Here is a 24,117-nt window from a genome sequence, read left to right as displayed (position 1 = left end):
CGGTTTTCGCGATCATTGGCGGCGAGCAGCAACCGAAACATGAATCGGAATGCGTAAAATGCCGTTCTGCCGGTAAACCTTTTGGTGTGGTTACCGGCCGGTTCAGGAATCTGGTAAAGCCACGGTAAAAGCAGCGCGAAAGCGCGTTAACGGATGGATCTTGCGCAATGAGCGATGAAAATACCGGCCTGCTTGCCGGTCCTGACGGTGCGGTGCGCTGCTTCTGGCATGGAAATCTGCCGGACTACCTGCACTACCACGATCACGAATGGGGCCGGCCGGTGGCCGACGACCGCAGGCTGTTCGAGAAGATCTGCCTGGAGGGGTTCCAGTCGGGCCTGTCCTGGCTGACCATCCTGCGCAAGCGCGAGAATTTTCGCGAGGCCTTCGCCGGCTTCGATTTCGACAAGGTCGCCGCCTTCACCGACAAGGATGTCGAGCGCCTGCTCGGCAATGCCGGCATCATCCGCCATCGCGGCAAGATCGTCTCGACCATCAACAATGCCAAGCGTGCCCGCGAAATGGTCGACGAATTCGGCTCGCTCGCCGCGTGGTTCTGGAAGTTCGAGCCCGGCAAGGACGAACGGCCCGCGATTGTCGACCTCGCGCATCTGCGCGCAAACCCGACCACCGCGGTGTCGGTCCGGATCTCCAAGGAACTGAAGAAGCGCGGCTGGACGTTCGTCGGTCCGACCACGGTCTATGCCTTCATGCAGGCGATGGGCCTGGTCAACGACCATCTCGAGGGTTGTGTCTGCCGCAAGGAGGTCGAGAAGCAGCGCAAGGCTTTCAGGCGGCCGGGATAGTCTCAGGCGCCGCTGGCGCCGGCCAGGAAAAGGCCCACCACGATCGCCGTCACCGTGGCGACGGCCGGATAGATCACCAGCAGGCCGGTCACCAGCGCCTCGCGCATGGACGATCCTTTGCCGGTATCGGCGGGAACCTCGAACGGTCCGGCCGGCTGGCCGGCCACCCTGGCAGTGTGGACATGTGCCGGGCGCAGCCGCGCCGGCATTTCGCCTGCACTGCTTTCATTGTGGAATTTCACCGCGCTGGTCATGTCCCGTGCCCCTTCACTGTGGTCGGCTATATCGGCCGCGATTGTGTCGGCACGATGCTGCACTGATGGCGGGATTGTTTCATTTTCGGTGCGTTTTTGTTTCGGCGGACGCCCCCGCGTACCACTCCGCATAGGGATAACCGTGCCCGCCGCCGGTCTTGCCGGGTAGAGCCTCATAAGTTAGGACACGCGCGTTGCGAAAATCGCAGCGCTGTTGAGTTTTCAGCAACACGAAACACCGGACGAAATCCCATGGCCGACAAATCGGAAAAGACGAAAGCGCGGCTGCCGCGCGGTTTTGCCGACCGCAGTGCCGAGGATATTCGCGCCGTCGAGAAGATGATGGCGACGATCCGCTCGGTCTATGAGCTCTATGGCTTCGAGCCGGCCGACCAGCCGCTGATCGAATACACCGATGCGCTGGGCAAATTCCTGCCCGACCAGGACCGCCCGAACGAGGGCGTGTTCTCCTTCCAGGACGATGACGACCAGTGGCTGTCGCTGCGCTATGACCTGACCGCGCCGACGGCGCGTTTCGTCGCCGAGAATTTCGAACGGTTGCCGAAGCCTTACCGCAGCTATCGCTCCGGCTGGGTGTTCCGCAATGAAAAGCCCGGCCCCGGCCGCTTCCGCCAGTTCATGCAGTTCGATGCCGACACGATCGGCACCCCGGGCGTCGCTGCCGACGCCGAGATGGCGATGATGATGGCCGATGTCATGGAGGCGCTCGGCATCAGGCGCGGCGACTACGTCATTCGCGTCAACAACCGCAAGGTTCTGGACGGCGTTCTGGAGGCGATCGGCCTCGGCGGCGAGGGTAATGCCGGCCGCCGGCTGACGGTGCTGCGCGCCATCGACAAGCTGGACAAGCTGGGACCGGACGGTGTGCGGCTTCTGCTCGGCCCGGGGCGCTGGGACGGCGGTAAGGAAGGCGAGGGCGACTTCGCCAAGGGCGCGGGGCTGGATGATAAGCAGGCCGAGGCGGTTCTCCTGGCAACCGCGCGCAACGCGCAGGCCGGCCAGGATGGCAGCGTCAGCGCCAACCCGACCTACCAGGAAGGCGTTGGCGAGCTGGCAACGATCGAAGCCCTGGTCAGGGCGGCAGGGTACGCTGAGGACCGCGTCGCCATGGATCGTTCCGTCGTGCGCGGCCTGGAATATTATACCGGCCCGGTCTTCGAGGCCGAGCTTCTGGCCGAGATTCCCAACGAGGACGGCCAGATCGTGCGCTTCGGTTCGGTCGGCGGCGGCGGACGTTATGACGGCCTGGTCTCGCGCTTCCGCGGCGAGCCAGTCCCGGCGACCGGTTTCTCCATCGGCGTTTCCAGGCTGATGACGGCGCTGAAGAATCTCGGCAAGCTCGACAGCGCCGACGTGATCGCGCCCGTCGTGGTGCTGGTCATGGACAAGGACACCGAAAGCCTTGGCCGCTACCAGAAAATGGTGAGTGAGTTGCGTGCCGCCGGCATCCGTTCGGAAATGTATCTCGGCGGCGCCGGCATGAAGGCGCAACTGAAATACGCCGACCGGCGCGGCTGCCCGGTCGCCATCATCCAGGGCGGCGACGAGCGCGCCAAGGGCGAGATACAGATCAAGGACCTGATCGAAGGCGCGCGCATGTCCGCTGAAATCACCGACAACGCCGAATGGCGCGCGGCAAGGCCGGCGCAGGTGACGGTGGCGGAAGGTGAGCTGGTGGCAGAGGTGAGAAAGATTTTGGCGGCGCAGGCCGAGGAGAGGGCGCGTGGCAAGTAGAGGCCGCGTTCCGTCGCGCCCCCCTCTGTTCTGCCGGACATCTCCCCCACGAGGGGGGAGATCGGATGTCATGACTGCTTCCGCCAACCACCAACCGTTCAGAAAAAGCGCCGTCGGCGCAACTGCCAATCTCCCCCCTCGTGGGGGAGATGTCCGGCAGGACAGAGGGGGGCGCCGTAGAGCGCCAATCGTTGGTCGACCTTCTGTTCCCAAACCAGAGGGTCGGGCGATGCAAGGGCGCAGCACATGACCTCCCGCTACCCCTCCATCTCCACGGACATCACAAACCTCTTCGCCGCCCGTAACACCCACGCGGTCGAGGTCGCCGTGCTGCAGCCGGCCGATCCCTTCCTCGACATGGCCGGCGAGGATTTGCGGCGCCGCATCTTCCTGACCGAGAGCGAGACCGGCAAGACGCTGTGCCTGCGGCCGGAATTCACCATTCCGGTCTGCCTCGACCACATCGCCAGCCAGGCCGGCACGCCGCGCCGCTATTCCTATCTGGGCGAAGTGTTCCGCCAGCGGCGCGAAGGCGGCAACGAGTTCTTCCAGGCCGGCATCGAGGATCTGGGCGACCGCGACACGGCCGAGGCCGACGCCCGCTCTGTGGCAGACGCGCATGCGCTGCTTTCGCTGGTGCTGCCGGGCCAGCCGCTGGCGATCACGCTTGGCGACCAGGGCATCTTCGAGGCGGTGCTGGCGGCACTCGGCCTGCCGCGCGGCTGGCGCATGCGGCTTGCCCGCGCCTTCGGCTCGGCGCCGATGCTCGAGGCCGCCCTTGCCGACCTCGCCAACCCGCCGCGCAACGGCCAGCTGTCAGGCGATGTCGCCACCCTTGTCCTGGACGGCGACGTCGAAGGTCTTTCGGCCCATATCGCCGGCGGCATGGAAGAGGCCGGTCTGCCGGCATCCGCCGGGCGCGCGCCCGCCGACATTGCCCGCCGGCTGATAGAAAAGGCCGAATTGCGCAGCGTGCGGCTTTCCAGCGAGGCCTTCGCTGCCCTGAAGGATTTTCTGGCGATCGACGTGCCGCTCGACAGCGCGGCTCGCGCCCTGGAGGCTTTCGCCGCCGGCGCCGGGCTTTCGCTGGGCGTGGCCCTGCAGAAGTTTTCCGCCCGCGCCAAGGCGATCGAAGCGCATGGCCTGCCGGCCAGGGACATCCGCTATGACGCGGCCTTCGGCCGTCCGCTGGATTACTACACGGGTGTTGTCTTCGAAATCGCCGCCGCCAACGGCGAGCGTCCCTTGGCCGGTGGCGGCCGCTACGATCGGTTGCTGACGCTGCTGGGCGCCAGGACGGCGATCCCCGGCGTCGGCTTCTCGGTCTGGCTCGACCGCATCGAGGCGTTGCGGGAGACGGCATCATGATCACGCTCGCGATCCCGTCGAAGGGCCGTCTGAAAGAGCAGGCGCTGGACGTGCTTGCCAGGGCCGGGCTCGCGGTCAGCCTGCCCGGCGACGAGCGCAAGTATCACGCTCGCGTCGAGGGCCTGGACAATGTCGAGGTGGCCTTCCTGTCGGCTTCGGAGATAGCCGGCGAGATCGGCCAGGGCGCGGTCGATCTGGGCATTACCGGCGAGGATCTCGTGCGCGAAAATCTCGCCGACTGGGAAGCCCGCGCCGAGATCGTCGCCCGTCTCGGCTTCGGCCATGCCGATGTCGTGGTCGCCGTGCCCGAAATCTGGCTCGACGTCGACACGATGGCCGATCTCGACGACGTCGCCGCCGATTTCCGCCAGCGCCATGGCCGGCGGCTCAGGATCGCCACCAAATACTGGCGGCTGACCCAGCAGTTCTTCTCGCAGAAGCATGGCATCCAGGTCTACCGCATCGTCGAGAGCCTCGGCGCCACCGAGGGTGCGCCGGCGGCCGGCCTTGCCGATGTCATTGTCGACATCACCTCGTCAGGCTCGACGCTGCGCGCCAACCATCTCAAGGTCCTGGGCGACGGTATCGTCTTGAAGTCGCAGGCCTGTCTGGTGGCCTCGCGCAAACAGCGCGACGCTGCCGATGAGCTCCTGTTGCGCGACATCGCCGCCAAAATGGCGGTGGCGATCGGATAACGGCGATTTGCCTCCAACCATCGACGAGGTTCCCTCTGCCCCGGCGGGCTGATAGGTTCACTCATCCCGGGAGGAAACGGCGATGGCGATCAAACTCGACGAGCTCATGAACGCCACCAATCTGCGTGGACGAGGCGCGCGCGCCGGCGGCGTCTTCATCGCCCCCGTGGACGGCAGGGCGCATGTCTCGGGCGAGCGCAAGGTAGCGCTGCTCGACAAGACCATTCCTGCACTGTTTTCCGACACCGTCAGCAGATACGGCACGCTCGACGCCGCCGTCTTCGTCGGCCAGGACAAGCGCTTCACCTGGAGCGAACTGTCCGACGCCGTGGACGCGCTGGCCGCCGGTTTCCTGGCGCTTGGCCTGGAGAAGGGCGACCGCGTCGGCATCTGGTCGCCCAATCGCTGGGAGTGGCTGGTGACGCAATTCGCCACCGCTCGCATAGGCCTGATCCTGGTCAACATCAATCCGGCCTATCGACTGACCGAGCTGGACTATGCGCTGAACAAGGTAGGCTGCAAGGCGCTGGTCACCGCGGCCAGCTTCAAGACCTCGGACTATCTGGGAATGATCGAGACGCTGGCGCCGGAACTGGCCGCGGCGACGCCGGGAAAGCTGAAAGCGGCGAAGGTGCCTTCGCTCAGGATCGTCATCCGCATGGGCGAGGAGAACTCGCCGGGCATGTTCAATTTCGGCGACGTGCTGGCCATGGCCGGCCGCGACGAGCATGACAGCCTCGACCGAATTTCCGAGGGGCTGAAGCCGAGCGACGCGATCAACATCCAGTTCACCTCGGGAACGACCGGCGCGCCCAAGGGGGCCACACTTACCCATCTCAACATCGTCAACAACGGCAATTTCGTCACCTCGGCGATCAAACTCACGGCCGACGACCGGCTCTGCATTCCGGTGCCGCTTTACCACTGCTTCGGCATGTCGATGGGCACCATGGGTTGCGTCACCAAGGGTGCCACCATGGTTTTCCCCTGCGAGGGGTTCGATCCCGGCCTGACGCTGAAGGCGGTGGCGCAGGAGCGCTGCACCGGCCTCTACGGCGTGCCGACCATGTTCGTCGGCATGCTCGACCATCCAGATTTTTCGAGCTTCGATCTCTCCAGCCTGCGCACCGGCATCATGGCCGGCTCGCCATGTCCGATCGAGGTGATGAAGAAGGTGGTGTCGCTGATGCATATGGCCGAGGTGACCATCGCCTACGGCATGACCGAGACCAGCCCGGTCTCCTTCCAGAGCAGCACCGACGATCCGCTGGAAAAGCGGGTTTCCACCGTCGGGCGCATCCACCCGCATGTCGAGGTCAAGGCGGTCGATACCGATGGCGCCACCGTCGCCGTGGGTGCTTCGGGCGAGCTTTGCACGCGCGGCTATTCGGTAATGAAGGGCTATTGGGACGACGACGACAAGACCCGCGAGGCGATCGACAGCGACGGCTGGATGCACACCGGCGACCTCGCCACCATCGACGCCGAGGGCTATTGCAACATCGTCGGCCGGGTCAAGGACATGGTCATCCGCGGCGGCGAGAACGTCTACCCCCGAGAGGTCGAGGAATTCCTCTACCGCCACCCCAAGGTCCGGGAAGTGCAGGTGTTCGGCATTCCCGACCAGAAATATGGCGAGGAACTGTGCGCCTGGATCGTGCTGAAACCCGGCCAGATCGCAACCGAGCAGGAGATCAGGAACTTCTGCGCCGGCCAGATCGCCCACTACAAGATCCCGCGCCACATCCGCTTCCGCACCGAACTGCCGATGACGGTGACCGGCAAGCCGCAGAAGTTTTTGATGCGCGAAGCGATGGTCGAGGAACTGGGACTGGTGGCGCAGAAGACGGCGTGAGGGGCTAACGCCGCCCGCCGCGCCCCTCGCTCGGCCTCGGTGCCGTACCCGGTTCCTGCACGAGCGGTCCGAGCAGCACCTCTCCGAACAGCGGCTGGTAGCTCCTGCGCACCGCCGGATCCTCCTTGAAGGACAGGGCATACTGGCCGATCTGGTGGAAATAGGTGATGCGGGCCCTGACCAGGCTCTCGTCCGGCGGGTAACCCATGGCGCGGAAAGAGCGGATCAGGAGCTCGATGCGCAAATCGTCAATGTCCTTGACCTCCTGCTCGAGCTTTCGCGAGGTTCGCGACCAGTCGCGCACGGCGAGATCGAGCAGCGGGCTGAACGGCGCCTCGTCGACCCAGACATGCACGATGTCGGTGAAGAACTGCAGGCCATCGATCTCGCGCATCTCGCGCATGGCCCAGAAGGGCTGGCAATTGATGTCGCGCCATTTCTGCAGCAGGCCCTCGCGAAGGTCGGCCAGGCTGGTGAAGTGGAAGTAGAAGGAGCCGCGCGTCACCTTGAACTGGTGGGCGAGGCGGTCGATCTTGACCTCGCCGATGCCGCGCTTCTCAAGCACCTTGCGGGCCGCCGCGATCCAGGCCTCGCGGCTCAGCGTCTGCCGAGCCGTCTTGGGGCGCGAGGCGCCCTCGGGTTGCTTTCTGGCTCTTGCCGGCGCGCTGTCCGCTTTCATCTGATCAAGACCTTCATCGCCATGCGCAACGCTTGCAACCCGTTCGCCGGCTTCGGTGCGCTTCGCGACTCATCAAGCGTCTATCTATCGCGGAACGCGCATCTCAGGGCAATGCGCTGATCCGCTCCAGCATCAGCTCGAAGAACGGCGCCGGATCGATGCGCCGCAGCACGTTGCAGTTCTTGCGCCGGCCGGTCACGTGCCACCAGTCGACCACCGTCATGCCGATCGTCTCGGGCGAGACGATATCGACCGTCACCGCGCACTGGCGCTGCTCGTAGAGATGCGGCGCCAGCAGGTAGCCGGTGACGCAGGCGTCATGGATCGGGCGCGCCGCCGTCTCGAATTTGTGCGTGCCGTACTGGCGATAGAAGTCCGCCATGTTGGCGGCCTCGATCGCGGTGCGACTGCCGGTTGCACGCAGCCGGTCGAGCCATTCGGGCGTCATCAGCGCGGTGTAGGTGCAGTCTATGCCGGCCATGGTCACCGGCACGCCGCTGTCGAACACCTTGTGCGCGGCATGCGGGTCCACGAAGATGTTGAACTCGGCTGCCGGCGTGGCGTTGCCGCCCTGGAAGAAGCCGCCGCCCATCAGCACCACTTCGCGCAGGCGTGGCACGATCCGCGGCTCCATTGTCATCGCCATCGCCAGATTGGTCATTGGTCCGAGCGTGCAGACGGTCAGCTCGCCTTCCGGCGCGTCCATGATGGTGCGCACCAGATAGTTCACGCCATGCTCGCTTTGCAGCGGCGTTACCGGCTCGGGAAGATCTGCGCCGTCGAGACCGGTTTCGCCGTGCACATATTCGGCCGTGATCAGCTTGCGCACCATCGGCGCCGGGCATCCGGCATGGACCGGCACGTCGGGCCGCCCGGCAAGTTCGACCACCTTCAGCGCGTTCTTCGCCGTCAGCGCGAGCGGCACATTGCCGCCCACGGTGGTGATGCCGACCACGTCGAGGTCAGCGGGCGAGCCCAGCGCGAAAAGGATCGCGAACGCGTCGTCCTGGCCCGGATCGGTGTCGATGATGATCTTGCGTGGTGCCATGATGCCGCGTCCTTCCGTTTTGCGATCGAAAGCCTATTGATGAGGCCGTCGGGATGTGTAGAAATACAGTACTGTATCTTATGTTCAAGACAGGGTGTTCGAAAATGGATGCACAAGAGCGCGGTGATTTTTCCGAGATTCCGATCCTCGACGTTTCGGCGCTTTATGGCGACGACGAAGCGGCGATCCGGGAGACGGCAGCGACTCTGCGCCGCTATCTCGAGACGATCGGCTTCCTCTATGTCACCGGCCATCCTATCCCGCGCGCCGATGTCGAAGCCGTCCGCGAGGCCTCCAAGCGCTTCTTCGCCTTGCCCGACGAGGAGAAGGCGAAGCTCAAGATCGACAAGAATTTCCGCGGCTTCCTGCCCTTTGCCGGCTCCACTATCGTCACCTCGTCGGTGGCGACCGTCAGCAAGCCGAACCAGAGCGAATCGATCTTCTTCATGCACGAGGTCGCCGCGGACGACCCGCGCGCCCTTGCCGACAAACCGCTGCAAGGCCCGAACCAGTGGCCCGACGAGGCGGCTCTTGCCGGATTCCGGGAAACGATCGAGCGCTATGTCCAGGAGATGAGCACGCTCGCCCGCAAGATGGTGCGCGCCATCGCGCTGTCGCTGGGCCTGCCGTCGGACAGCCTCGACCACTATTTCGAGCAGCCGACGACCTTCCTGCGCTTGCTGCACTATCCCACGCAGCCCCAGGAAGAGGGGCTCTTCGGTTCGGCGCCACACACCGATTACGGCTTCATCACCTTGCTCGCGCAGGACAATGTCGGCGGGCTGGAAGTGAAGAACAAGGCGGGCGACTGGGTGCCCGCGCCGCCGGTCCCCGATTCCTTCGTCATGAATGTCGGCGACATACTGGCGCGCTGGTCGAACGACCAGTTCGTCTCGACGCCGCACCGCGTCATCAACCGCTCGGGGCGCGAGCGCTACTCGCAGCCCTTCTTCTTCGATCCCTCGATGGAAGAAACGATCGAAGCGCTTCCGGTCTGCGTGCCGGCGGGCAGCCAGCCGAAATACGAGCCGGTGCTCTATGGCGACTATCTGATGGAGCGCATCGACAAGAACTATCACTATCGCAAGAAGAAGGCGGCCGAGGCCGCCGCTTCGTAGGATCGCCGAGCCCGGGCTGGTGCGAGTGGCCGGCCCGGGTTTCGTTACAGACTGCAGACAACGACAAGAAAGGGGAACAGCAATGAACAGATATCTGCGAATGACCGGCCTCGCGCTGGCGATGTCCGCCACCGTCTGGGGCGGGGTTTCCAGGGCCGCCGACGTGCCGAAATCGACTGACGTCAAGCAGAGCGGAACGCTCGCCGTCGCCAACACGCTGGACTTCGCGCCGTTCGAATATCTCGACGCCGACGGCAAGCAGACCGGCATCATCATCGAGCTTGCCGGCGAGGTGGCCAAGCTCGTCGACGCCAAGCTGGACGTCCAGCGCACGCCGTTCCCGTCGATGATCCCCGGCCTCGCCGCCGGCCGCTTCAAGATCGCCTGGGAAACCTTCTCGGCCACGCCGGAGCGCTTGAAACAGGTCGATTTCATCATGTTCCTGAAGGCAGGCCTTGCCGTCTCGACGTCGCCCGACAAGAAGGCAAGCTTCAGCGGCGAGACACCGCTCTGCGGCAAGCGCATCGGCGTCTCGGCCGGCAGCGCTTCCGATTTCCTGGTCGACAAACTCACCAAGGAATGCACCGACAAGGGCCAGAAGCCCATCGAGAAGTCGGTCTTCAACTCCTCCACCGACATCGTCCAGGCGGTGCTGTCCGACCGCGTCGACGCGCGCATGGACGACGCCACCGCGTCCAGCTATTTCGAGGTGACGAGCAAGGGCCAGCTTGTGGTCCTGCCGACGCTTTATGAGGTCGCGCCGCTCGGCATGGCGATCGCCAAGGACGACAAGGAAACCGCCGACATGATGGTTGCCGCGCTTTCCGAGCTGTTCAAGAACGGCACGTACAAGGCTATCCTGGAGAAGTACGGCATGGGCGCCTATGCGATCAAGGAACCCTACTTCGTTGGTTCCATGGACGCGCTCCGCGCCGAATAGAGATGACCCGGCGCCTGGCCATCGGACAGGCGCCGGCAAGACTGGAGACTTGCGATGGGCGTGGCCCACCCGACCGAGATCGGCGTCGAGCCGGGCGCTGCCGCCGCCGTGTCGCGGCTGACCGTCGTGCCGCAGCGCCGTTATGGCATCTGGATCGGCACGGCGCTCGCCTTGCTTTTGGCGTTCCTCATCATCCGCGCCTTCGCCAGCAATCCGGCCTTTGCCTGGGGAACGGCCGCCGGCTACCTGTTCCATCCCTCGATCATGCGCGGCCTTGGCAACACGTTGATGCTCACCGTCATCATCATGGTGCTGGCGATCGTGGTCGGCACCGTCATCGCCATCATGCGGGTGTCGCCAAGCCCGGTGCTGCGCGGCTTCTCCGGCGTCTATGTCTGGTTCTTCCGTGGCGTGCCGGCGCTGATCCAGCTGATCTTCTGGTTCAACCTGTCGCTGCTGGTGCGCGAGATCTCGCTCAGCCTGCCGTTCCTCGGCACGCTGTTTTCCGTGCGCACCAATGACTTCATGACGCCGTTCTTCTCCGCGGTCGTCGCGCTTTCGCTGTGCGAGGCCGGCTACATGGCCGAGATCATCCGCGCCGGCATCAAATCGGTGCCGTCGGGTCAGTCGGAAGCGGCAAGCGCGCTCGGCATGCCCTACCGCATGATCCTGAAGCGCATCACGCTGCCGCAAGCCATGCGCTTCGTGCTGCCGCCGACCGGCAACGAGGCGATCAATCTCCTGAAGATGACCTCGCTGGTGACGTTCATCGCCGTCGACGACCTCTTCTATACCGCGCAGAGCATCTATGCGCGCACCTTCGAGACGATCCCGCTGCTGATCGTGGTCGCCTTCTGGTATCTCGCCGTGGTCAGCATCATGTCTGTCGGGCAGCATTTCCTGGAGCGTCATTTCGGCCGCAGCGATGTCAGGCGCGATCCCCTGACGATGCGCGCCCTGCGCAACGCCTTCAACTTGCGTGGCGTTGCCCGATGAGCGATGTGAAATCCGAAAATCGTGCCCGCTTCGGCGTGCCAGCAGACTCCATGGTGTTCGCGCGCGGCGTGCGCAAGACCTATGGCCAGCTCGAGGTTCTCAAAGGCGTCGATCTCGATGTGCCGGAGGGTTCGGTGGCCTGCATCATCGGCCCGTCGGGCTCCGGCAAGAGTACGTTCCTGCGCTGCATCAACCACCTGGAGAAACTCAGCGGCGGCATCCTGCTCGTCGACAGCCAGTTCGTCGGCTACGACCTGCGCGGCGACAGGCTCCATGAGGTGAAGGACGATCTGCTGTGCCAGCGCCGCGCGGAGATCGGCATGCTGTTCCAGTCGTTCAACCTGTTCTCGCACATGACTGTGATGGAGAACCTGATCGAGGCGCCGACGCAGGTGCGGCGCATCCCGATCGAGCAGGCCAAGACCGAGGCGGAAGTCCTGCTGCGGCGCGTCGGCCTCGCCGACAAGGTCGACCGCTATCCGCGCGAACTCTCCGGCGGCCAGCAGCAGCGCGTGGCGATCGCGCGCGCCATGGCCATGAAGCCCAAGGTGCTGCTCTTCGACGAACCGACCTCGGCGCTTGATCCGGAACTGGTCGGCGAGGTGCTGCAGGTCATGCGCGACCTCGCCGAAAGCGGCATGACGATGGTCGTCGTGACCCACGAGATCGGCTTCGCCCGCGAAATCGGCGATCAGCTCGTCTTCATGGACGGCGGCGTCATCGTCGAGCGCGGCGCGCCGCGCGAAATGATCGCCAGCCCGCAATCGCCGCGCACCCGCGAATTCCTGTCGCGGGTTCTGTAGTGTCCGGTCGGCTGGTTCTCACGCCGCCAGCACTGCCGCGCCAAGGCTGCGGATGATCTTGGCGAGTTCGACGCATTCGCCGTGCCGGGCATTGTTGCGCCGCCAGGCAAGGCAGATCATGCGTTGCGGCATCGGTTCCTGGAACGGCACGATCTTGAGGTCGGGGATGGCGCTGGCGGGTCCGGACGCCATTTCGGGGATGAGCGTCACGCCGAGCCCATGCGCCACCATCTGCAGCAATGTGGTGAGGCTGGTGGCGCCATAGCTTGCCATGGCCACCGGCCGCACATTGCCGCAGACGGCCAGCGCCTGTTCGCGCAGGCAATGGCCTTCCTCCAGCAGCATCAGCCGCTCCAGCGCCGGGCTTTCCGGCGGCACTGGCGGCGAGGCGAAGGCCGGGTCGCCCGAGGGCACGGCCAGGAAGAACCGGTCGGGAAACAGCGTCTCGGTGATCAGGCCAGGGTGATCCAGGGGCAGCGCGGCGACGAAGGCGTCAAGCTTTCGCGATGCGATGTCCTCGACCAGCGTGGCGGTCACGGCCTCGCGCAATTCGAGCTGCAAGGCGGGAAAGTGCTTTTTCAACTCGGGCAGGGCGCGCGGCAGGAGATAGGGCGCGACCGTGGGAATGATGCCCAGCCGGAAGCGCCCCTCCATGGCGGTTCGGCCACGCCTGGCCGTCGTTTCAACGTCACGTATGTCAGCCAGGATGCGCTCGATGCGGGGCAACAGGGCGATGGCTTCGTCGGTCATGCGGACGGATTTGCCGCCGCGTTCGAACAGCCGGCAATTCAGCCGCTGTTCCATTTCGGCGATCTGCGAGGACAGCGCCGGCTGGCTGACACCGGCAAGTTTAGCGGCGCGCCCGAAATGCAGCGTCTGGGCCAGCGCGTCGAAATAATGCATCTGGCGAACTGTCAATCCTATCATAAGAAAATCCTATCGAAATGAACAGGAAAGGCAATTTGTTTTTATCGGGCGAGTGGCCTAGTCTGGAATCGTTCCAGATTGGCGCGGCCACTGGCTGGCCCCTAGATCTCGGCAAAAAATCAAACCTCGGCAAAGTCAAACCCCGGCAGAATTGGAGTGAGAGATGGACGCGAAAACCGACGACAACAGCGCGGGCAAATGCCCGGTCGCGCATGGCTCCGCCGGCAGGACCAACCGTGACTGGTGGCCGAACCAACTCAACGTCCAGATCCTGCACCAGCAGTCCTCGCTGTCCGATCCGATGGGCGAGGCGTTCGACTATGCCGAGGAATTCAAGAGCCTCGACCTCGACGCGGTGATCAAGGACCTGCATGCGCTGATGACGGATTCGCAGGAATGGTGGCCCGCCGATTTCGGCCACTACGGCCCGCTCTTCATCCGCATGGCATGGCACAGCGCCGGCACCTACCGCATCGCGGACGGCCGTGGCGGCGCCGGCGCCGGCCAGCAGCGTTTCGCGCCGCTGAACAGCTGGCCGGACAATGTCAATCTCGACAAGGCCCGCCGCCTGCTCTGGCCGATCAAGCAGAAATATGGCCGCAAGATTTCCTGGGCCGATCTGCTGATCCTCACCGGCAACGTGGCCCTGGAATCGATGGGCTTCAAGACCTTCGGTTTCGCCGGCGGCCGCGCCGACGTCTGGGAGCCCGAGCAGGACGTCTACTGGGGTCCCGAAGGCAAGTGGCTGGCTGATGAGCGCTACAGCGGCGACCGCGACCTCCAGAACCCGCTCGGCGCCGTGCAGATGGGCCTGATCTACGTCAATCCGGAAGGACCGAACGGCAAGCCCGATCCGCTGGCTTCGGCGCGCGACATCAGGGACACCTTCGCCCGCATGGCCATGAACGACGAAGAAACCGTCGCGCTCATCGCCGGCGGTCATACCTTCGGCAAGACCCATGGCGCCGGCGATGCAACACTGGTTGGTGTGGAGCCGGAAGGCGCCGACATCGAGCAGCAGGGCCTCGGCTGGGCGAGCAAGTTCGGCACGGGCAAGGGCGGCGATGCCATCGGCAGCGGCCTGGAAGTTACCTGGACGACCACGCCGACCAAGTGGAGCAACGACTTTTTCGACAATCTGTTCAACTACGAATGGGAGCTGACGAAGAGCCCGGCGGGCGCCCATCAATGGACGCCGAAGGGTGGCGCCGGCGCCGGCACCGTGCCGGATGCGCACAATCCGGCCAAGCGCCACGCGCCCGCCATGCTGACCAGCGACCTGGCGCTGCGGTTCGACCCTTCCTATGAGACCATCTCGCGGCGCTTCCATGAGAATCCGGATCAGTTCGCCGACGCGTTCGCCCGCGCCTGGTACAAGCTGACCCATCGCGACATGGGTCCCGTCGCGCGCTATCTCGGCCCGCTCGTTCCCGAGGAAGAGCTGCCCTGGCAGGACATCATCCCGGCTGTCGATCACGTCCTGATCGACGAGCAGGATGCCGAAGCGCTGAAGGCCAGCATCCTGGCGTCCGGCCTGTCGGTGTCGCAGCTGGTTTCGGTCGCGTGGGCGTCGGCTTCGACCTTCCGCGGTTCCGACAAACGCGGCGGCGCCAACGGCGCGCGCGTCCGGCTCGCGCCGCAGAAAGACTGGGCCGTCAACCAGCCGGCGGATCTCGCTGAAGTGCTCGACAAGCTCGAGGCGATCCGCAAGGCGTTCAATGCCGAGCAGACCGGCGGCAAGAAGGTCTCGCTTGCCGACCTGATCGTTCTCGGCGGCAACGCTGCAATCGAGAAGGCCGCAGGCAACGGTGTGGCGGTTCCTTTCTGGCCCGGCCGCATGGACGCCTCGCAGGAGCAGACGGACATCCACTCCTTCGCCCCGCTGGAGCCGACCGTCGATGGCTTCCGCAACTATGTCAGCGGCAAGCAGCGGCTGACGGTGGAGGAGGCGCTTGTCGATCGGGCGCAGCTGCTGACGCTGACGGCTCCGGAAATGACGGTCCTTGTCGGCGGCCTGCGCGTTCTCGGCGCCAATGCCGGCAACTCCAAGCACGGCGTCTTCACCACGCGGCCCGGAACGCTGAGCAACGACTTCTTCGTCAACCTGCTCGACATGGGTACGGAGTGGAAGGCGGCATCCGATGCCAAGGACGTCTTCGAGGGCCGCGACCGCAAGACCGGCGCAGTCAAGTGGACCGGCACCCGCGCCGACCTCATCTTCGGTTCGCACTCGCAGCTGCGTGCGCTGGCCGAAGTCTATGCCACTTCAGATGCCAAGACGAAGTTCGCGAAAGACTTCGTCGTGGCCTGGACCAAGGTGATGAACGCCGACCGCTTCGACATCGCCGGCTGATCCAGCCGGAGCTCCCATCCAATAAAAAAGGCGCGGGCCATGGCCCGCGCCTTTTGCATTCCGGCTTCGAAATCAGTCCTTCTCGAAGATGCGTGCCTTGGCGACGACGCCGGCGATGGCGCCGCCGATCAGTGGCGCGACGATGAACAGCCAGAGCTGGCTGAGCGCCGCGCCGCCCGTGAACAGCGCCGGGCCGATCGAGCGGGCCGGATTGACCGAGGTGCCGGTGACCGGGATCATGGCGAAGTGGATGCCCGCCAGCGTCAGGCCGATGACCAGTCCGGCAAATGCCGTCGAGTGCTTCTCGGCGGTGACGCCGAGGATCACGGTGACGAAGGTGAAGGTGCCGATCAGCTCCCACAGGAACGCCGAGCTCATGCCCCATTTCGTCTCGTCCCAGCCATTGGCGCCGAAGCCGCCGGTGTGCCCGCCCGTCTGGCCCGAAACGATGATCCACAGCGCCAGCGAGGCGAGGATGGCGCCGATGATCTGCGCGATCCAGTAGGGGATGACGTCCTTGGCCGGCAGCCGGCCGGCGAGAAAGACGCCGAGCGTTACCGCGGGGTTGAGGTGCGCGCCCGAAATCGGGCCGATCGCGTAGGCCGCGGCGATGAGGCCGATGCCGAATGCCAGGCCAATGCCCTCTTGGCCGAGCGGCAGCGCGCCGCCGAAGCCACCGGTCACCACCGATGCCGTGCCGATGAACACCAACAGAAATGTCCCTAGAACTTCCGCCAGATAAGTCTTCATTGCCCTCTCCTCATGACGATCCGCCGGTCCACGTTTCCTGTGCCGCGAATCATGGCGTCAAGAGTATTCCCAACCGAAAAGCTTGGAAAGCAGAGCTGTAGCGCCATGCGCCGTGCTTGCGCTCATCAGTCATGAACATTAGAGACCTTTCATCTATTGATCGATCTGCTTTGGCCGGTGAGCGGAATTTGTTGGCTGGGCACGTGGCCGGCACGGATCGGGACCGTCTCGCGGCCGCGCGACGGCCGGGGTTCAATCCGGACGTGAAAGGCTCTAAGAGCAGGCCGTGATGATGTGTTGGATTTTGGTGGACTGACGAATGCGACTGGGCGGACGGCTGGCTGCGGCCATCGAAGTGCTGGAGGACATTGGCCGGCGCCATCGGCCGGTGGCCGATGCGCTGAAGGATTGGGGCTTGTCTCACCGCTTCGCCGGTGGCGGCGATCGTGCCGCGATCGGCAACATCGTCTACGACGCGCTGCGCCACAAGCGCTCCGCCGGCTGGTTGCTGGGTGAGGATACGCCGCGCGCCGTAGGCTTCGGGGCCTTGCTGCTCGAATGGCGCCAGACGGCACAGTCGCTCAACGGCGCGCTCGACGGCGACAAGTTCGCGCCGCCGCTGCTCAGCGACACCGAGCTTCAGGCAATCGCGGAGCGCCGGCTCGCGGACGCGCCGGGCGCCGTGCGGGCCGACATACCCGATTGGTGCGAGCCGCTCTTCGAGCGCGCCTTTGGCACGCCATGGGTCGAGGAAGGCGCCGCATTGGCGACACGGCCGCCGCTCGACATCAGGGTCAACACGCTGCAGGCCGATCGCGCCAAGGTCCTCAAGGAACTGGCCGATACCGGGGCGCAGGCCGCGCGGATCGCACCCAACGGCATCCGTATCCCGCCGATCGACGGCGATGGCAGGCATCCCAACGTCCAGGCCGAACCGGCCTTCCAGAAAGGCTGGTTCGAGGTCCAGGACGAGGGGTCGCAAATCGCGGCGATCCTTGCCGGCGCCGAGGCCGGCATGCAGGTGCTCGACTTCTGCGCCGGCGCCGGTGGCAAGACGCTGGCGCTGTCGGCGGCGATGGCCAATACCGGCCAGGTCTTCGCCCACGACGCTGAAAAGGCCCGTCTGGCGCCGATCTTCGACCGCATCCGCCGTTCGGAAAACCGCAATGTGCAGGTCGTCGCCAGGCCGGCCGAACTCGCGCCGCTCGTCAACCACATGGACATCGTGCTGGTCGACGCGCCCTGCACCGGCAGCGGCACCTGGCGGCGTCGTCCCGACGCCAAGTGGCGGCTGACGCAAAGACAGCTAGATGCCCGCAAGGGGGAGCAGTCGGCGATCCTCGATGCCGCCAAAGCCTACGTCAAACCGGGCGGCCTGCTGGTCTATATCACCTGTTCGGTGTTCGACGAGGAAAATGGCGACCAGATCGACGCGTTCCGCAAGCGCGACCCCGGCTTTGCGCCGGTCGATCACCGCGCTCTGTGGGAAAGCCGTTTTCCTGGACACGAGGCCGCTGTCCGGATCGCCAGTGATGGCGGTGTTTCGCTTTCGCCGGCGCAAAGCGGCACGGACGGCTTCTATTTCTGCGCCATGCGTCGGGCGAAGTGACGCCCGCCGTTGACAGGCAGCGGCGGCGCCCCAGTTGCACGGTGGCGGCATTGCGCTGCCATGGGATCAGGTCTTGCAAAGATATCTGTCGCTTCTGTTTTTCCTCGTCCTGGTGCTGGGTGGCGGCCTGCTGATCGGCTACGCGACGCTGCCGGGCGCCTGGTACGCTTCGCTGGCCAAGCCCCCCTTCAATCCGCCCAACTGGGTGTTCGCACCGGCCTGGACCACACTTTATGTGCTGATCGCCGTGGCCGGCCGGCGGACATGGCAACGAGAGCCCGCGGGAGCCGCAATGAAGATCTGGGGTGTCCAGCTGGTGCTGAACTTCCTGTGGTCGCCAACCTTCTTCGGTGCGAAAATGATGGGCCCGGCGCTGGTCATCATCATGCTTCTTCTGGCCAGCATCGTGCTGTTCATCGCCAATGTCTGGAACCGTGATCGGCCTGCCGGCTGGCTGTTTATCCCCTATGCGGCGTGGGTGGCCTTCGCGACATTGCTCAACGCCTCGCTCCTCTGGTTGAACTGAACGGGTTTTGTTGCAGTGCAGCAAAAGCATTTGCGTCCCGCTCATGCCTCTGCAATAAGCTTTTCCGGCAAAATTGAAGGCATTGGCGATGGCAGCAAAGATCGTACCGGCTCCCGACTATGAGGATCGCGTCAGGGCGTCCTTCGCGCGCCAGCAGGCAATGGCGACGATCGGAGCCGAACTGACACTGGTGACGCCCGGTATCATCGAAATAGAGATGCCCTATTCGGCGGCGCTGACCCAGCAGCACGGTTTTCTCCATGCCGGCGTCATCTCGACGGCGCTGGACTCGGCCTGCGGCTACGCCGCCTTCTCACTGATGCCAGAGAATTCTGGCGTGCTGACCATCGAATTCAAGGTCAACCTGCTGGCGCCCGGCCGGGGCGAGCGCTTCCTGTTCCGCGGTTCGGTGACCAAGCCCGGCCGCACCATCATCGTTGCCGACGGCCAGGCCTACGCCTTTGCCGCCGATGGTGAGGCCAAACTGATCGCCACCATGACCGGCACCATGATGACCGTGGTAGGCCGTGACGGGATAGCCGGGTGAGAGCCCGGCACGGCCGGCGGTAACAACGTAGTGCGGCAGGAGGAGATCGTCGTGGCTGGCAACGTCGTGCGAATTGGCGGCAAGGATGTTCTCTTCGTCATGGCGGCCGAGGCTGAATACGGCCCGCACCTGAAAAGACTGTTCACGCCCTTGATGACCGGCGTCGGGCCGGTGGAGGCCGGCGTCCGCCTTGGCGCCGAACTTTCCTGGCTGAAGTCGCAGAAGGCATTGCCCGATATCGTCGTCTCGCTTGGCTCCGCCGGCAGCCGCACGCTGGAACAGACCGAAATCTATCAGGCGGTCTCGGTCAGCTACCGCGACATCGATGCCTCGCCGCTTGGCTTCGAGAAGGGCGCGACGCCGTTCCTGGACCTGCCGGTGACTGTGCCATTGCCCTTGCGTGTTCCCGATATCAAGCCGGCGACGCTGTCGACCGGCGGCGCGATCATCACCGGCGCGGCCTATGATGCGATTTCCGCCGATATGGTGGACATGGAGACCTTCGCCTGCCTGCGCGCATGCCAATTGTTCGATCTGCCGTTGATCGGGCTGCGCGGCATCTCCGACGGCGCGGCCGATCTCAGGCATGTCGGCGACTGGACCGAATACCTGCATGTCATCGACGAAAGACTGGCTGACGCCGTCATGCGCCTCGAACGCGCGCTTGGATCGGGCACGCTGGTCAAGGAGACGTCTCCCGACAAGGCCAGACCAGTCTGAAACTCAGGCCACGCAACCCATTGCGCAGACTCATTTCTTTCTCTAAACGCTCGCCATGACAACAGCCAATCACCCCGACACCGTCCTGATTGTCGATTTCGGCAGCCAGTTTACGCAGTTGATCGCCCGCCGTATCCGCGAGGCCGGCGTGTTCTCCGAGATCGTGCCGTTCCAATCGGCCGAGGCGGCCTTCAAGCGCATTAACCCCAAGGCGGTGATCCTGTCGGGCGGTCCCGCGTCGACCGGCGATGTCGGCAGTCCGCGCGCACCGCAGATCGTCTTCGATGCCGGTGTGCCGGTGCTGGGCATCTGCTACGGCCAGATGGCCATGTGCGTGCAGATGGGCGGTGTCGCCGAAAGCTCCAACCACCGCGAATTCGGCCGCGCCTTCGTCGAGATCGAGAAGGACAGCCCGCTGTTTGACGGCCTTTGGGCGACCGGCCAGCGCCACCAGGTGTGGATGAGCCATGGCGACCGCGTCATCGCCCTGCCGCCGGGCTTTCAGGTGTTCGGCAAGTCGGAAAGCTCGCCCTTCGCGATCTTCGGCAATGTCGAGCGCAAGATGTACGGCATCATGTTCCACCCCGAAGTGGTGCATACGCCCGATGGCGCGCGGCTGCTCAGGAACTTCGTCCACAATATCGCCGGCATCGAGGGCGACTGGACGATGCGCGCCTATCGCGAACACGCGGTCGAAGCGATCCGCAAGCAGGTCGGCAAGGGCAAGGTGATCTGTGCGCTGTCGGGCGGCGTGGATTCTTCCGTGGCGGCGCTGCTGATCCATGAAGCGGTTGGCGACCAGCTCACCTGCATCCTCGTCGACCATGGCCTGATGCGCAAGGACGAGGCGGCAGGCGTGGTGGCGATGTTCCGCCAGCACTACAACCTGCCGCTGATCCTGGTCGATGCCTCCGAAAAATTCATCTCGGCGCTGGAAGGCGAGGCCGATCCCGAAAAGAAGCGCAAGACCATCGGCCGCCTGTTCATCGAGGTGTTCGAGGAAGAAGCGGCAAAACTCGGCGGCGCCGATTTCCTGGCCCAGGGCACGCTCTATCCCGATGTCATCGAGAGCGTCTCCTTCACCGGCGGTCCGTCGGTGACCATCAAGTCGCACCACAATGTCGGCGGCCTGCCCGAACGCATGAACATGCAACTGGTCGAGCCGCTGCGCGAACTGTTCAAGGACGAGGTGAGGGCGCTCGGCAAGGAACTCGGCCTGCCCGAGAGCTTCATCGGCCGCCATCCCTTCCCCGGACCGGGCCTTGCCATACGCTGCCCCGGCGGCATCACCCGCGACAAGCTCGACATCCTGCGCGAGGCCGATGCCATCTATCTCGACGAGATCCGCAAGGCTGGTCTCTACGACGCCATCTGGCAGGCCTTCGCGGTGCTGTTGCCGGTGCAGACAGTGGGCGTCATGGGCGACGGCCGCACCTACGAATTCGTCTGCGCGCTGCGTGCGGTCACCTCCGTCGACGGCATGACGGCCGATTTCTACCACTACGACATGAATTTCCTCGGTGCCGCCGCCACCCGCATCATCAACGAGGTGAAGGGCATCAACCGCGTCGTCTACGACGTGACCTCGAAGCCGCCGGGAACCATCGAGTGGGAATGATTTTTGCCCATCCCAGAGTATCCGGCGGTATCCAGAAATACGACATAAAACACTGAAATAACAAAGAGAATCGTTCAGTACCGTTCGGTGGCTATCGGGCGGTAGAGATCGGGCTTGACGTACTTTCTGACGGTATGCTTCCCCATTGCAAAAGCTGATTTCGTCCGATACCGTCAGGGTCTGAGCGCCCATGACGGTCTTTTTTTCTTTGTGACTTACTGAAAGAAAAAGAATTTCTGTCTAGTTGGTGCCCGAAAACGGCCTGACGGTCTTTTTTCGTGGAGGCGGCCAAAATGCTGACCGATGCAGCCCTTAAGCACCTGAAACCGAAAGACAAATTATACAAGGTCACCGACCGCGACGGCATGTATGTGCTCGTAAGGCCGTCGGGGATACTCACTTTCCAGCTCGATTATCGGATGAACGGGCGGCGCGAGACCGTCACGTTCGGCAAGTACGGCCCGGCCGGCCTGTCCCTTGCTCGGGCTCGAGAGCTGTGCATCGACGCCAAGCGGGCTATTGCCGAGGGGCGGTCGCCGGCGATTGAAAAGCAGCGGGACAAGCGCCGTCTCCTGGAAGCAAAGAGCTTTGGCGAGTTCGGCGAAAAGTGGCTGACCGCGGCGCCGATGGCGGACAGCACGCGGGCGATGCGCCGATCGATCTTTGAGCGCGAGTTGCTACCAGCGTGGCGGAACAGGCTTCTAACGGAGATCACGCCCGATGATCTACGCGCTCATTGCGGTGCCATCGTCGAGCGTGGCGCGCCGGCGACTGCTATCCACGTCCGGGACATTCTCAAGCAAATTTACGGTTTCGCCATCTTGCACGGTGAGAAGGTCGCCAACCCGGCTGATGACGTCGGGCCGGCCTCGATCGCGACCTTCGTGCCGAAGGATCGGTCACTCTCTCCCACCGAAATCAGGGTCATGCTCAAGCTGCTTGAGAAAGTGGCGACGCTGCCGACCATCAGGCTCGGCATGCGCCTCTATCTGCAGACCATGGTGCGAAAGAGCGAGCTGCAGGACGCTACCTGGGACGAGGTCGATTTCGAGAACGCCGTTTGGACGATCCCAAAGGAGCGGATGAAGCGCTCGAAGGCGCACAACGTCTACCTCTCGCGCCAGGTCCTCGACATCATGATCGCGCTGAAGACGTGCGCCGGGAATTCGAAGTACCTCCTGCCGTCGCGCTACGACGCGGATGCGCCCATGTCGCGTGCGACGTTCAATCGCGTCACCTACGCGGTTGTCGAACAGGCGAAGAAGGAGGGCTTACCGCTGGCGCCGTTCACAGTTCACGATCTGCGAAGGACGGGCTCCACGCTGCTGAACGAGTTGGGCTTCAACAGCGACTGGATCGAGAAGTGCTTGGCACACGAGGATGGCCGTTCCTCGCGCGGCGTTTACAACAAAGCGGAATACGAGGTGCAACGCCGCCACATGATGCAGGAATGGTCGGACATCATCGACGCCTGGGTCGGCGGCAAGAAGCGCATGCCGGTGCTCATCCCGCCTTCGATGCCGCTGTTTGAGCCAGATCCGGCTCTCGAACAGGGCGCGACCGCCGCTGCCTGACATCAGGAGATTGAGCGCGCGTGATGGGGATCGATCGGCGGGAGGCCAACCAGGCTTCGACCTCCGCCAAATCCCAGACGACGCAGCGCGGTGAGAGAGCGAAGCGCTGGGGAAAGTCTCCCCGCAGTTCCATTTCGTAGATGGTGCTGTCGGCAAGGGGCACCATTTCGCGGAGTTGCTGTCGACGGATGGTCCGCTTGATTGGAATGTCATTTCGGTGAGCCATCATCGTCTCCTCAGTTCGTCGTCTTGAGGAAATGAGCGCGATAGGCCCCGAAAGGGAAGGGAGCAAATTCAGGTGTCGGATAACAGGATACTGTGGCGTACAAATAGAAAGCTGTCTGGCCTGGCGATCGATGCACCCATCGCGCTGAAGGCACGGTCACTAGACCATCGATTCCATGAAACTTGTTCTATTGTTCCGGGATTCAACTGACGATGGAAGGGTTGTAGCCTGACCGAGGTTTGATTCGTGGAATGAAGGTATGGGTCATGGCAACATCGCGAAGTTCGATCAAGTTGACGATCAACAAAGTGGATTTGGCGCAGCTTGAGTCGATTGCACGGTCGCGGACGGAGCCTGCTGGCCGGGTCGAGCGATCGCGGATTCTGCTGGCTTACCGGCAAGACCCTTCGTTCTATGCGGTGGCCCGGACCATGGGATTGCATGCTCAAACTGTCCAGCGCTGCATTGAGCGAGCCAAGGCGGAGGGTGCGCTGGCGGCGCTGGATGAGCGCGCCCGTCCGGGCAAGGAGCCGACGATCACCGTCGAGGCCAAAACGTGGGTGGTAGCGCTGGCCTGCCGAAAGGCAAAGGAGTTGGGCTATCCGCATGAGGTGTGGACGACGCAGCTTCTGGCCGATCATGCCCGCGAGCACGGGCCTGCGGCGGGACATTCGTGCCTGAGCAGGCTGGCCCAAGGTACGGTCTGCAAAATCCTCGACGCGCAAGAGGTGAAGCCGCACAAGGTGCGCTACTATCTCGAACGCCGGGATCCGAAGTTCAAGGCCAAGATGGCGCAGGTGCTGTGCGTCTACCGCAAGGTGAGCGTCCTGAAGAAGGCCGCGGCCGCGGCGATAAAGAAACACAAGAAGCCGAGCGACGCGATGGCGGTCATCTCCTATGATGTAGAAGTTTGGACTTAATCTGACAGGCGGTGTCATAAGGCTCAAGGC

Annotated in this window: 23 protein-coding genes; 17 read left to right on the top strand and 6 right to left on the bottom strand. The window is 64.1% G+C overall.

What is annotated here, in order from left to right; translation table 11 throughout:
- Positions 1–167 precede the first annotated feature (167 nt).
- Complete coding sequence (locus FFS37_RS14850; RefSeq protein ID WP_137931696.1) at positions 168–806, top strand: DNA-3-methyladenine glycosylase I; 639 nt, start codon at positions 168–170, stop codon at positions 804–806.
- A 2-nt stretch (positions 807–808) separates the two neighbouring features.
- On the opposite strand, the gene FFS37_RS14845 is transcribed toward FFS37_RS14850, so the two are convergent.
- Positions 809–1,060 carry a hypothetical protein gene (locus FFS37_RS14845; RefSeq protein ID WP_137931695.1) on the bottom strand — a complete coding sequence of 84 codons (252 nt, stop codon included), beginning with the start codon at positions 1,058–1,060 and terminating at the stop codon, positions 809–811.
- A 252-nt stretch (positions 1,061–1,312) separates the two neighbouring features.
- Between FFS37_RS14845 and hisS the strand changes: the two genes are divergently transcribed.
- From hisS to FFS37_RS14820, 4 genes are all read left to right on the top strand, one after another.
- Positions 1,313–2,815 carry a histidine--tRNA ligase gene (gene hisS / locus FFS37_RS14840; protein WP_137931694.1) on the top strand — a complete coding sequence of 501 codons (1,503 nt, stop codon included), beginning with the start codon at positions 1,313–1,315 and terminating at the stop codon, positions 2,813–2,815.
- A 246-nt stretch (positions 2,816–3,061) separates the two neighbouring features.
- Entirely contained in the window at positions 3,062–4,183 is a 1,122-nt protein-coding gene (locus tag FFS37_RS14830; RefSeq protein ID WP_137931693.1) for an ATP phosphoribosyltransferase regulatory subunit, read from the top strand.
- Complete coding sequence (gene hisG, locus FFS37_RS14825; RefSeq protein ID WP_137931692.1) at positions 4,180–4,878, top strand: ATP phosphoribosyltransferase; 699 nt, start codon at positions 4,180–4,182, stop codon at positions 4,876–4,878. The genes FFS37_RS14830 and hisG overlap by 4 nt, the downstream gene beginning before the upstream one ends.
- 82 nt (positions 4,879–4,960) lie before the next feature.
- Entirely contained in the window at positions 4,961–6,733 is a 1,773-nt protein-coding gene (locus tag FFS37_RS14820) for an AMP-binding protein (protein ID WP_137931691.1), read from the top strand.
- A gap of 4 nt (positions 6,734–6,737) precedes the next feature.
- Here FFS37_RS14820 and FFS37_RS14815 read toward each other — a convergent pair whose 3' ends face one another.
- Positions 6,738–7,412, bottom strand: a complete 675-nt coding sequence (locus FFS37_RS14815) for a TetR/AcrR family transcriptional regulator (protein WP_137931690.1) — start codon at positions 7,410–7,412, stop codon at positions 6,738–6,740.
- A gap of 103 nt (positions 7,413–7,515) precedes the next feature.
- Complete coding sequence (locus FFS37_RS14810; protein WP_137931689.1) at positions 7,516–8,460, bottom strand: nucleoside hydrolase; 945 nt, start codon at positions 8,458–8,460, stop codon at positions 7,516–7,518.
- A gap of 104 nt (positions 8,461–8,564) precedes the next feature.
- Here FFS37_RS14810 and FFS37_RS14805 point away from each other — a divergent pair, with 104 nt between their 5' ends.
- From FFS37_RS14805 to FFS37_RS14790, 4 genes are all read left to right on the top strand, one after another.
- Entirely contained in the window at positions 8,565–9,578 is a 1,014-nt protein-coding gene (locus FFS37_RS14805) for an isopenicillin N synthase family dioxygenase (RefSeq protein ID WP_137931688.1), read from the top strand.
- A gap of 82 nt (positions 9,579–9,660) precedes the next feature.
- Positions 9,661–10,518: an ABC transporter substrate-binding protein gene (locus FFS37_RS14800; RefSeq protein ID WP_137931687.1), complete on the top strand. Its 858-nt coding sequence runs from the start codon at positions 9,661–9,663 to the stop codon at positions 10,516–10,518.
- Between the two features lie 54 nt (positions 10,519–10,572).
- Entirely contained in the window at positions 10,573–11,514 is a 942-nt protein-coding gene (locus FFS37_RS14795) for an amino acid ABC transporter permease (protein ID WP_137931686.1), read from the top strand.
- Positions 11,511–12,317, top strand: coding sequence for an amino acid ABC transporter ATP-binding protein (locus tag FFS37_RS14790; RefSeq protein WP_137931685.1), 807 nt, complete (start codon positions 11,511–11,513; stop codon positions 12,315–12,317). Before FFS37_RS14795 ends, FFS37_RS14790 begins: the two co-directional genes overlap by 4 nt.
- Positions 12,318–12,335: 18 nt before the next feature.
- Here the strand turns inward: FFS37_RS14790 and FFS37_RS14785 are convergent, their stop codons facing one another.
- Positions 12,336–13,244, bottom strand: coding sequence for a hydrogen peroxide-inducible genes activator (locus tag FFS37_RS14785; protein ID WP_137931684.1), 909 nt, complete (start codon positions 13,242–13,244; stop codon positions 12,336–12,338).
- A 163-nt stretch (positions 13,245–13,407) separates the two neighbouring features.
- Here FFS37_RS14785 and katG point away from each other — a divergent pair, with 163 nt between their 5' ends.
- Positions 13,408–15,597, top strand: a complete 2,190-nt coding sequence (gene katG, locus FFS37_RS14780) for a catalase/peroxidase HPI (protein WP_137931683.1) — start codon at positions 13,408–13,410, stop codon at positions 15,595–15,597.
- A gap of 72 nt (positions 15,598–15,669) precedes the next feature.
- Here the strand turns inward: katG and FFS37_RS14775 are convergent, their stop codons facing one another.
- On the bottom strand, positions 15,670–16,347 hold the full coding sequence (locus FFS37_RS14775; protein ID WP_064989240.1) for an MIP family channel protein: 678 nt from the start codon (positions 16,345–16,347) through the stop codon (positions 15,670–15,672).
- A 319-nt stretch (positions 16,348–16,666) separates the two neighbouring features.
- On the opposite strand from FFS37_RS14775, the gene FFS37_RS14770 reads away from it, so the two are divergent.
- From FFS37_RS14770 to FFS37_RS14745, 6 genes are all read left to right on the top strand, one after another.
- On the top strand, positions 16,667–17,956 hold the full coding sequence (locus FFS37_RS14770; RefSeq protein WP_137931682.1) for an RsmB/NOP family class I SAM-dependent RNA methyltransferase: 1,290 nt from the start codon (positions 16,667–16,669) through the stop codon (positions 17,954–17,956).
- A gap of 73 nt (positions 17,957–18,029) precedes the next feature.
- Complete coding sequence (locus FFS37_RS14765; RefSeq protein ID WP_137931681.1) at positions 18,030–18,482, top strand: TspO/MBR family protein; 453 nt, start codon at positions 18,030–18,032, stop codon at positions 18,480–18,482.
- An 88-nt stretch (positions 18,483–18,570) separates the two neighbouring features.
- Entirely contained in the window at positions 18,571–19,029 is a 459-nt protein-coding gene (locus FFS37_RS14760) for a PaaI family thioesterase (protein WP_023686843.1), read from the top strand.
- Positions 19,030–19,080: 51 nt separating this feature from the next.
- Positions 19,081–19,749: a 5'-methylthioadenosine/S-adenosylhomocysteine nucleosidase gene (locus tag FFS37_RS14755; RefSeq protein WP_137931680.1), complete on the top strand. Its 669-nt coding sequence runs from the start codon at positions 19,081–19,083 to the stop codon at positions 19,747–19,749.
- Positions 19,750–19,804: 55 nt separating this feature from the next.
- On the top strand, positions 19,805–21,367 hold the full coding sequence (guaA, locus tag FFS37_RS14750; RefSeq protein ID WP_137931679.1) for a glutamine-hydrolyzing GMP synthase: 1,563 nt from the start codon (positions 19,805–19,807) through the stop codon (positions 21,365–21,367).
- Positions 21,368–21,660: 293 nt separating this feature from the next.
- Complete coding sequence (locus FFS37_RS14745; RefSeq protein ID WP_137931678.1) at positions 21,661–22,941, top strand: tyrosine-type recombinase/integrase; 1,281 nt, start codon at positions 21,661–21,663, stop codon at positions 22,939–22,941.
- Here FFS37_RS14745 and FFS37_RS14740 read toward each other — a convergent pair.
- Positions 22,871–23,167, bottom strand: coding sequence for a helix-turn-helix transcriptional regulator (locus FFS37_RS14740; RefSeq protein ID WP_137931677.1), 297 nt, complete (start codon positions 23,165–23,167; stop codon positions 22,871–22,873). The genes FFS37_RS14745 and FFS37_RS14740 overlap by 71 nt on opposite strands.
- Positions 23,168–23,433: 266 nt before the next feature.
- Here FFS37_RS14740 and FFS37_RS14735 point away from each other — a divergent pair, with 266 nt between their 5' ends.
- Positions 23,434–24,087 (top strand): helix-turn-helix domain-containing protein, encoded by a 654-nt coding sequence (locus tag FFS37_RS14735; RefSeq protein WP_171026286.1) that lies wholly within the window; start codon positions 23,434–23,436, stop codon positions 24,085–24,087.
- Positions 24,088–24,117: the final 30 nt, after the last annotated feature.

Origin of the sequence: Mesorhizobium comanense (assembly GCF_005503535.1) — a bacterium.
Classification (GTDB): Bacteria; Pseudomonadota; Alphaproteobacteria; order Rhizobiales; family Rhizobiaceae; genus Mesorhizobium; species Mesorhizobium comanense.
Note: the sequence above shows the minus strand (reverse complement) of the source record. Positions and strands in the feature narration are given on the sequence as shown.

What these genes read in the sequence shown, in the direction of transcription:
- FFS37_RS14850 (WP_137931696.1), top strand. Translation starts at nt 168, where the DNA reads ATGAGCGATGAAAATACCGGCCTGCTTGCCGGTCCTGACGGTGCGGTG.
- FFS37_RS14845 (WP_137931695.1), bottom strand. Translation starts at nt 1,060, where the DNA reads ATGACCAGCGCGGTGAAATTCCACAATGAAAGCAGTGCAGGCGAAATG.
- hisS (WP_137931694.1), top strand. Translation starts at nt 1,313, where the DNA reads ATGGCCGACAAATCGGAAAAGACGAAAGCGCGGCTGCCGCGCGGTTTT.
- FFS37_RS14830 (WP_137931693.1), top strand. Translation starts at nt 3,062, where the DNA reads ATGACCTCCCGCTACCCCTCCATCTCCACGGACATCACAAACCTCTTC.
- hisG (WP_137931692.1), top strand. Translation starts at nt 4,180, where the DNA reads ATGATCACGCTCGCGATCCCGTCGAAGGGCCGTCTGAAAGAGCAGGCG.
- FFS37_RS14820 (WP_137931691.1), top strand. Translation starts at nt 4,961, where the DNA reads ATGGCGATCAAACTCGACGAGCTCATGAACGCCACCAATCTGCGTGGA.
- FFS37_RS14815 (WP_137931690.1), bottom strand. Translation starts at nt 7,412, where the DNA reads ATGAAAGCGGACAGCGCGCCGGCAAGAGCCAGAAAGCAACCCGAGGGC.
- FFS37_RS14810 (WP_137931689.1), bottom strand. Translation starts at nt 8,460, where the DNA reads ATGGCACCACGCAAGATCATCATCGACACCGATCCGGGCCAGGACGAC.
- FFS37_RS14805 (WP_137931688.1), top strand. Translation starts at nt 8,565, where the DNA reads ATGGATGCACAAGAGCGCGGTGATTTTTCCGAGATTCCGATCCTCGAC.
- FFS37_RS14800 (WP_137931687.1), top strand. Translation starts at nt 9,661, where the DNA reads ATGAACAGATATCTGCGAATGACCGGCCTCGCGCTGGCGATGTCCGCC.
- FFS37_RS14795 (WP_137931686.1), top strand. Translation starts at nt 10,573, where the DNA reads ATGGGCGTGGCCCACCCGACCGAGATCGGCGTCGAGCCGGGCGCTGCC.
- FFS37_RS14790 (WP_137931685.1), top strand. Translation starts at nt 11,511, where the DNA reads ATGAGCGATGTGAAATCCGAAAATCGTGCCCGCTTCGGCGTGCCAGCA.
- FFS37_RS14785 (WP_137931684.1), bottom strand. Translation starts at nt 13,244, where the DNA reads ATGATAGGATTGACAGTTCGCCAGATGCATTATTTCGACGCGCTGGCC.
- katG (WP_137931683.1), top strand. Translation starts at nt 13,408, where the DNA reads ATGGACGCGAAAACCGACGACAACAGCGCGGGCAAATGCCCGGTCGCG.
- FFS37_RS14775 (WP_064989240.1), bottom strand. Translation starts at nt 16,347, where the DNA reads ATGAAGACTTATCTGGCGGAAGTTCTAGGGACATTTCTGTTGGTGTTC.
- FFS37_RS14770 (WP_137931682.1), top strand. Translation starts at nt 16,667, where the DNA reads ATGCGACTGGGCGGACGGCTGGCTGCGGCCATCGAAGTGCTGGAGGAC.
- FFS37_RS14760 (WP_023686843.1), top strand. Translation starts at nt 18,571, where the DNA reads ATGGCAGCAAAGATCGTACCGGCTCCCGACTATGAGGATCGCGTCAGG.
- guaA (WP_137931679.1), top strand. Translation starts at nt 19,805, where the DNA reads ATGACAACAGCCAATCACCCCGACACCGTCCTGATTGTCGATTTCGGC.
- FFS37_RS14745 (WP_137931678.1), top strand. Translation starts at nt 21,661, where the DNA reads ATGCTGACCGATGCAGCCCTTAAGCACCTGAAACCGAAAGACAAATTA.
- FFS37_RS14740 (WP_137931677.1), bottom strand. Translation starts at nt 23,167, where the DNA reads ATGGCTCACCGAAATGACATTCCAATCAAGCGGACCATCCGTCGACAG.
- FFS37_RS14735 (WP_171026286.1), top strand. Translation starts at nt 23,434, where the DNA reads ATGGCAACATCGCGAAGTTCGATCAAGTTGACGATCAACAAAGTGGAT.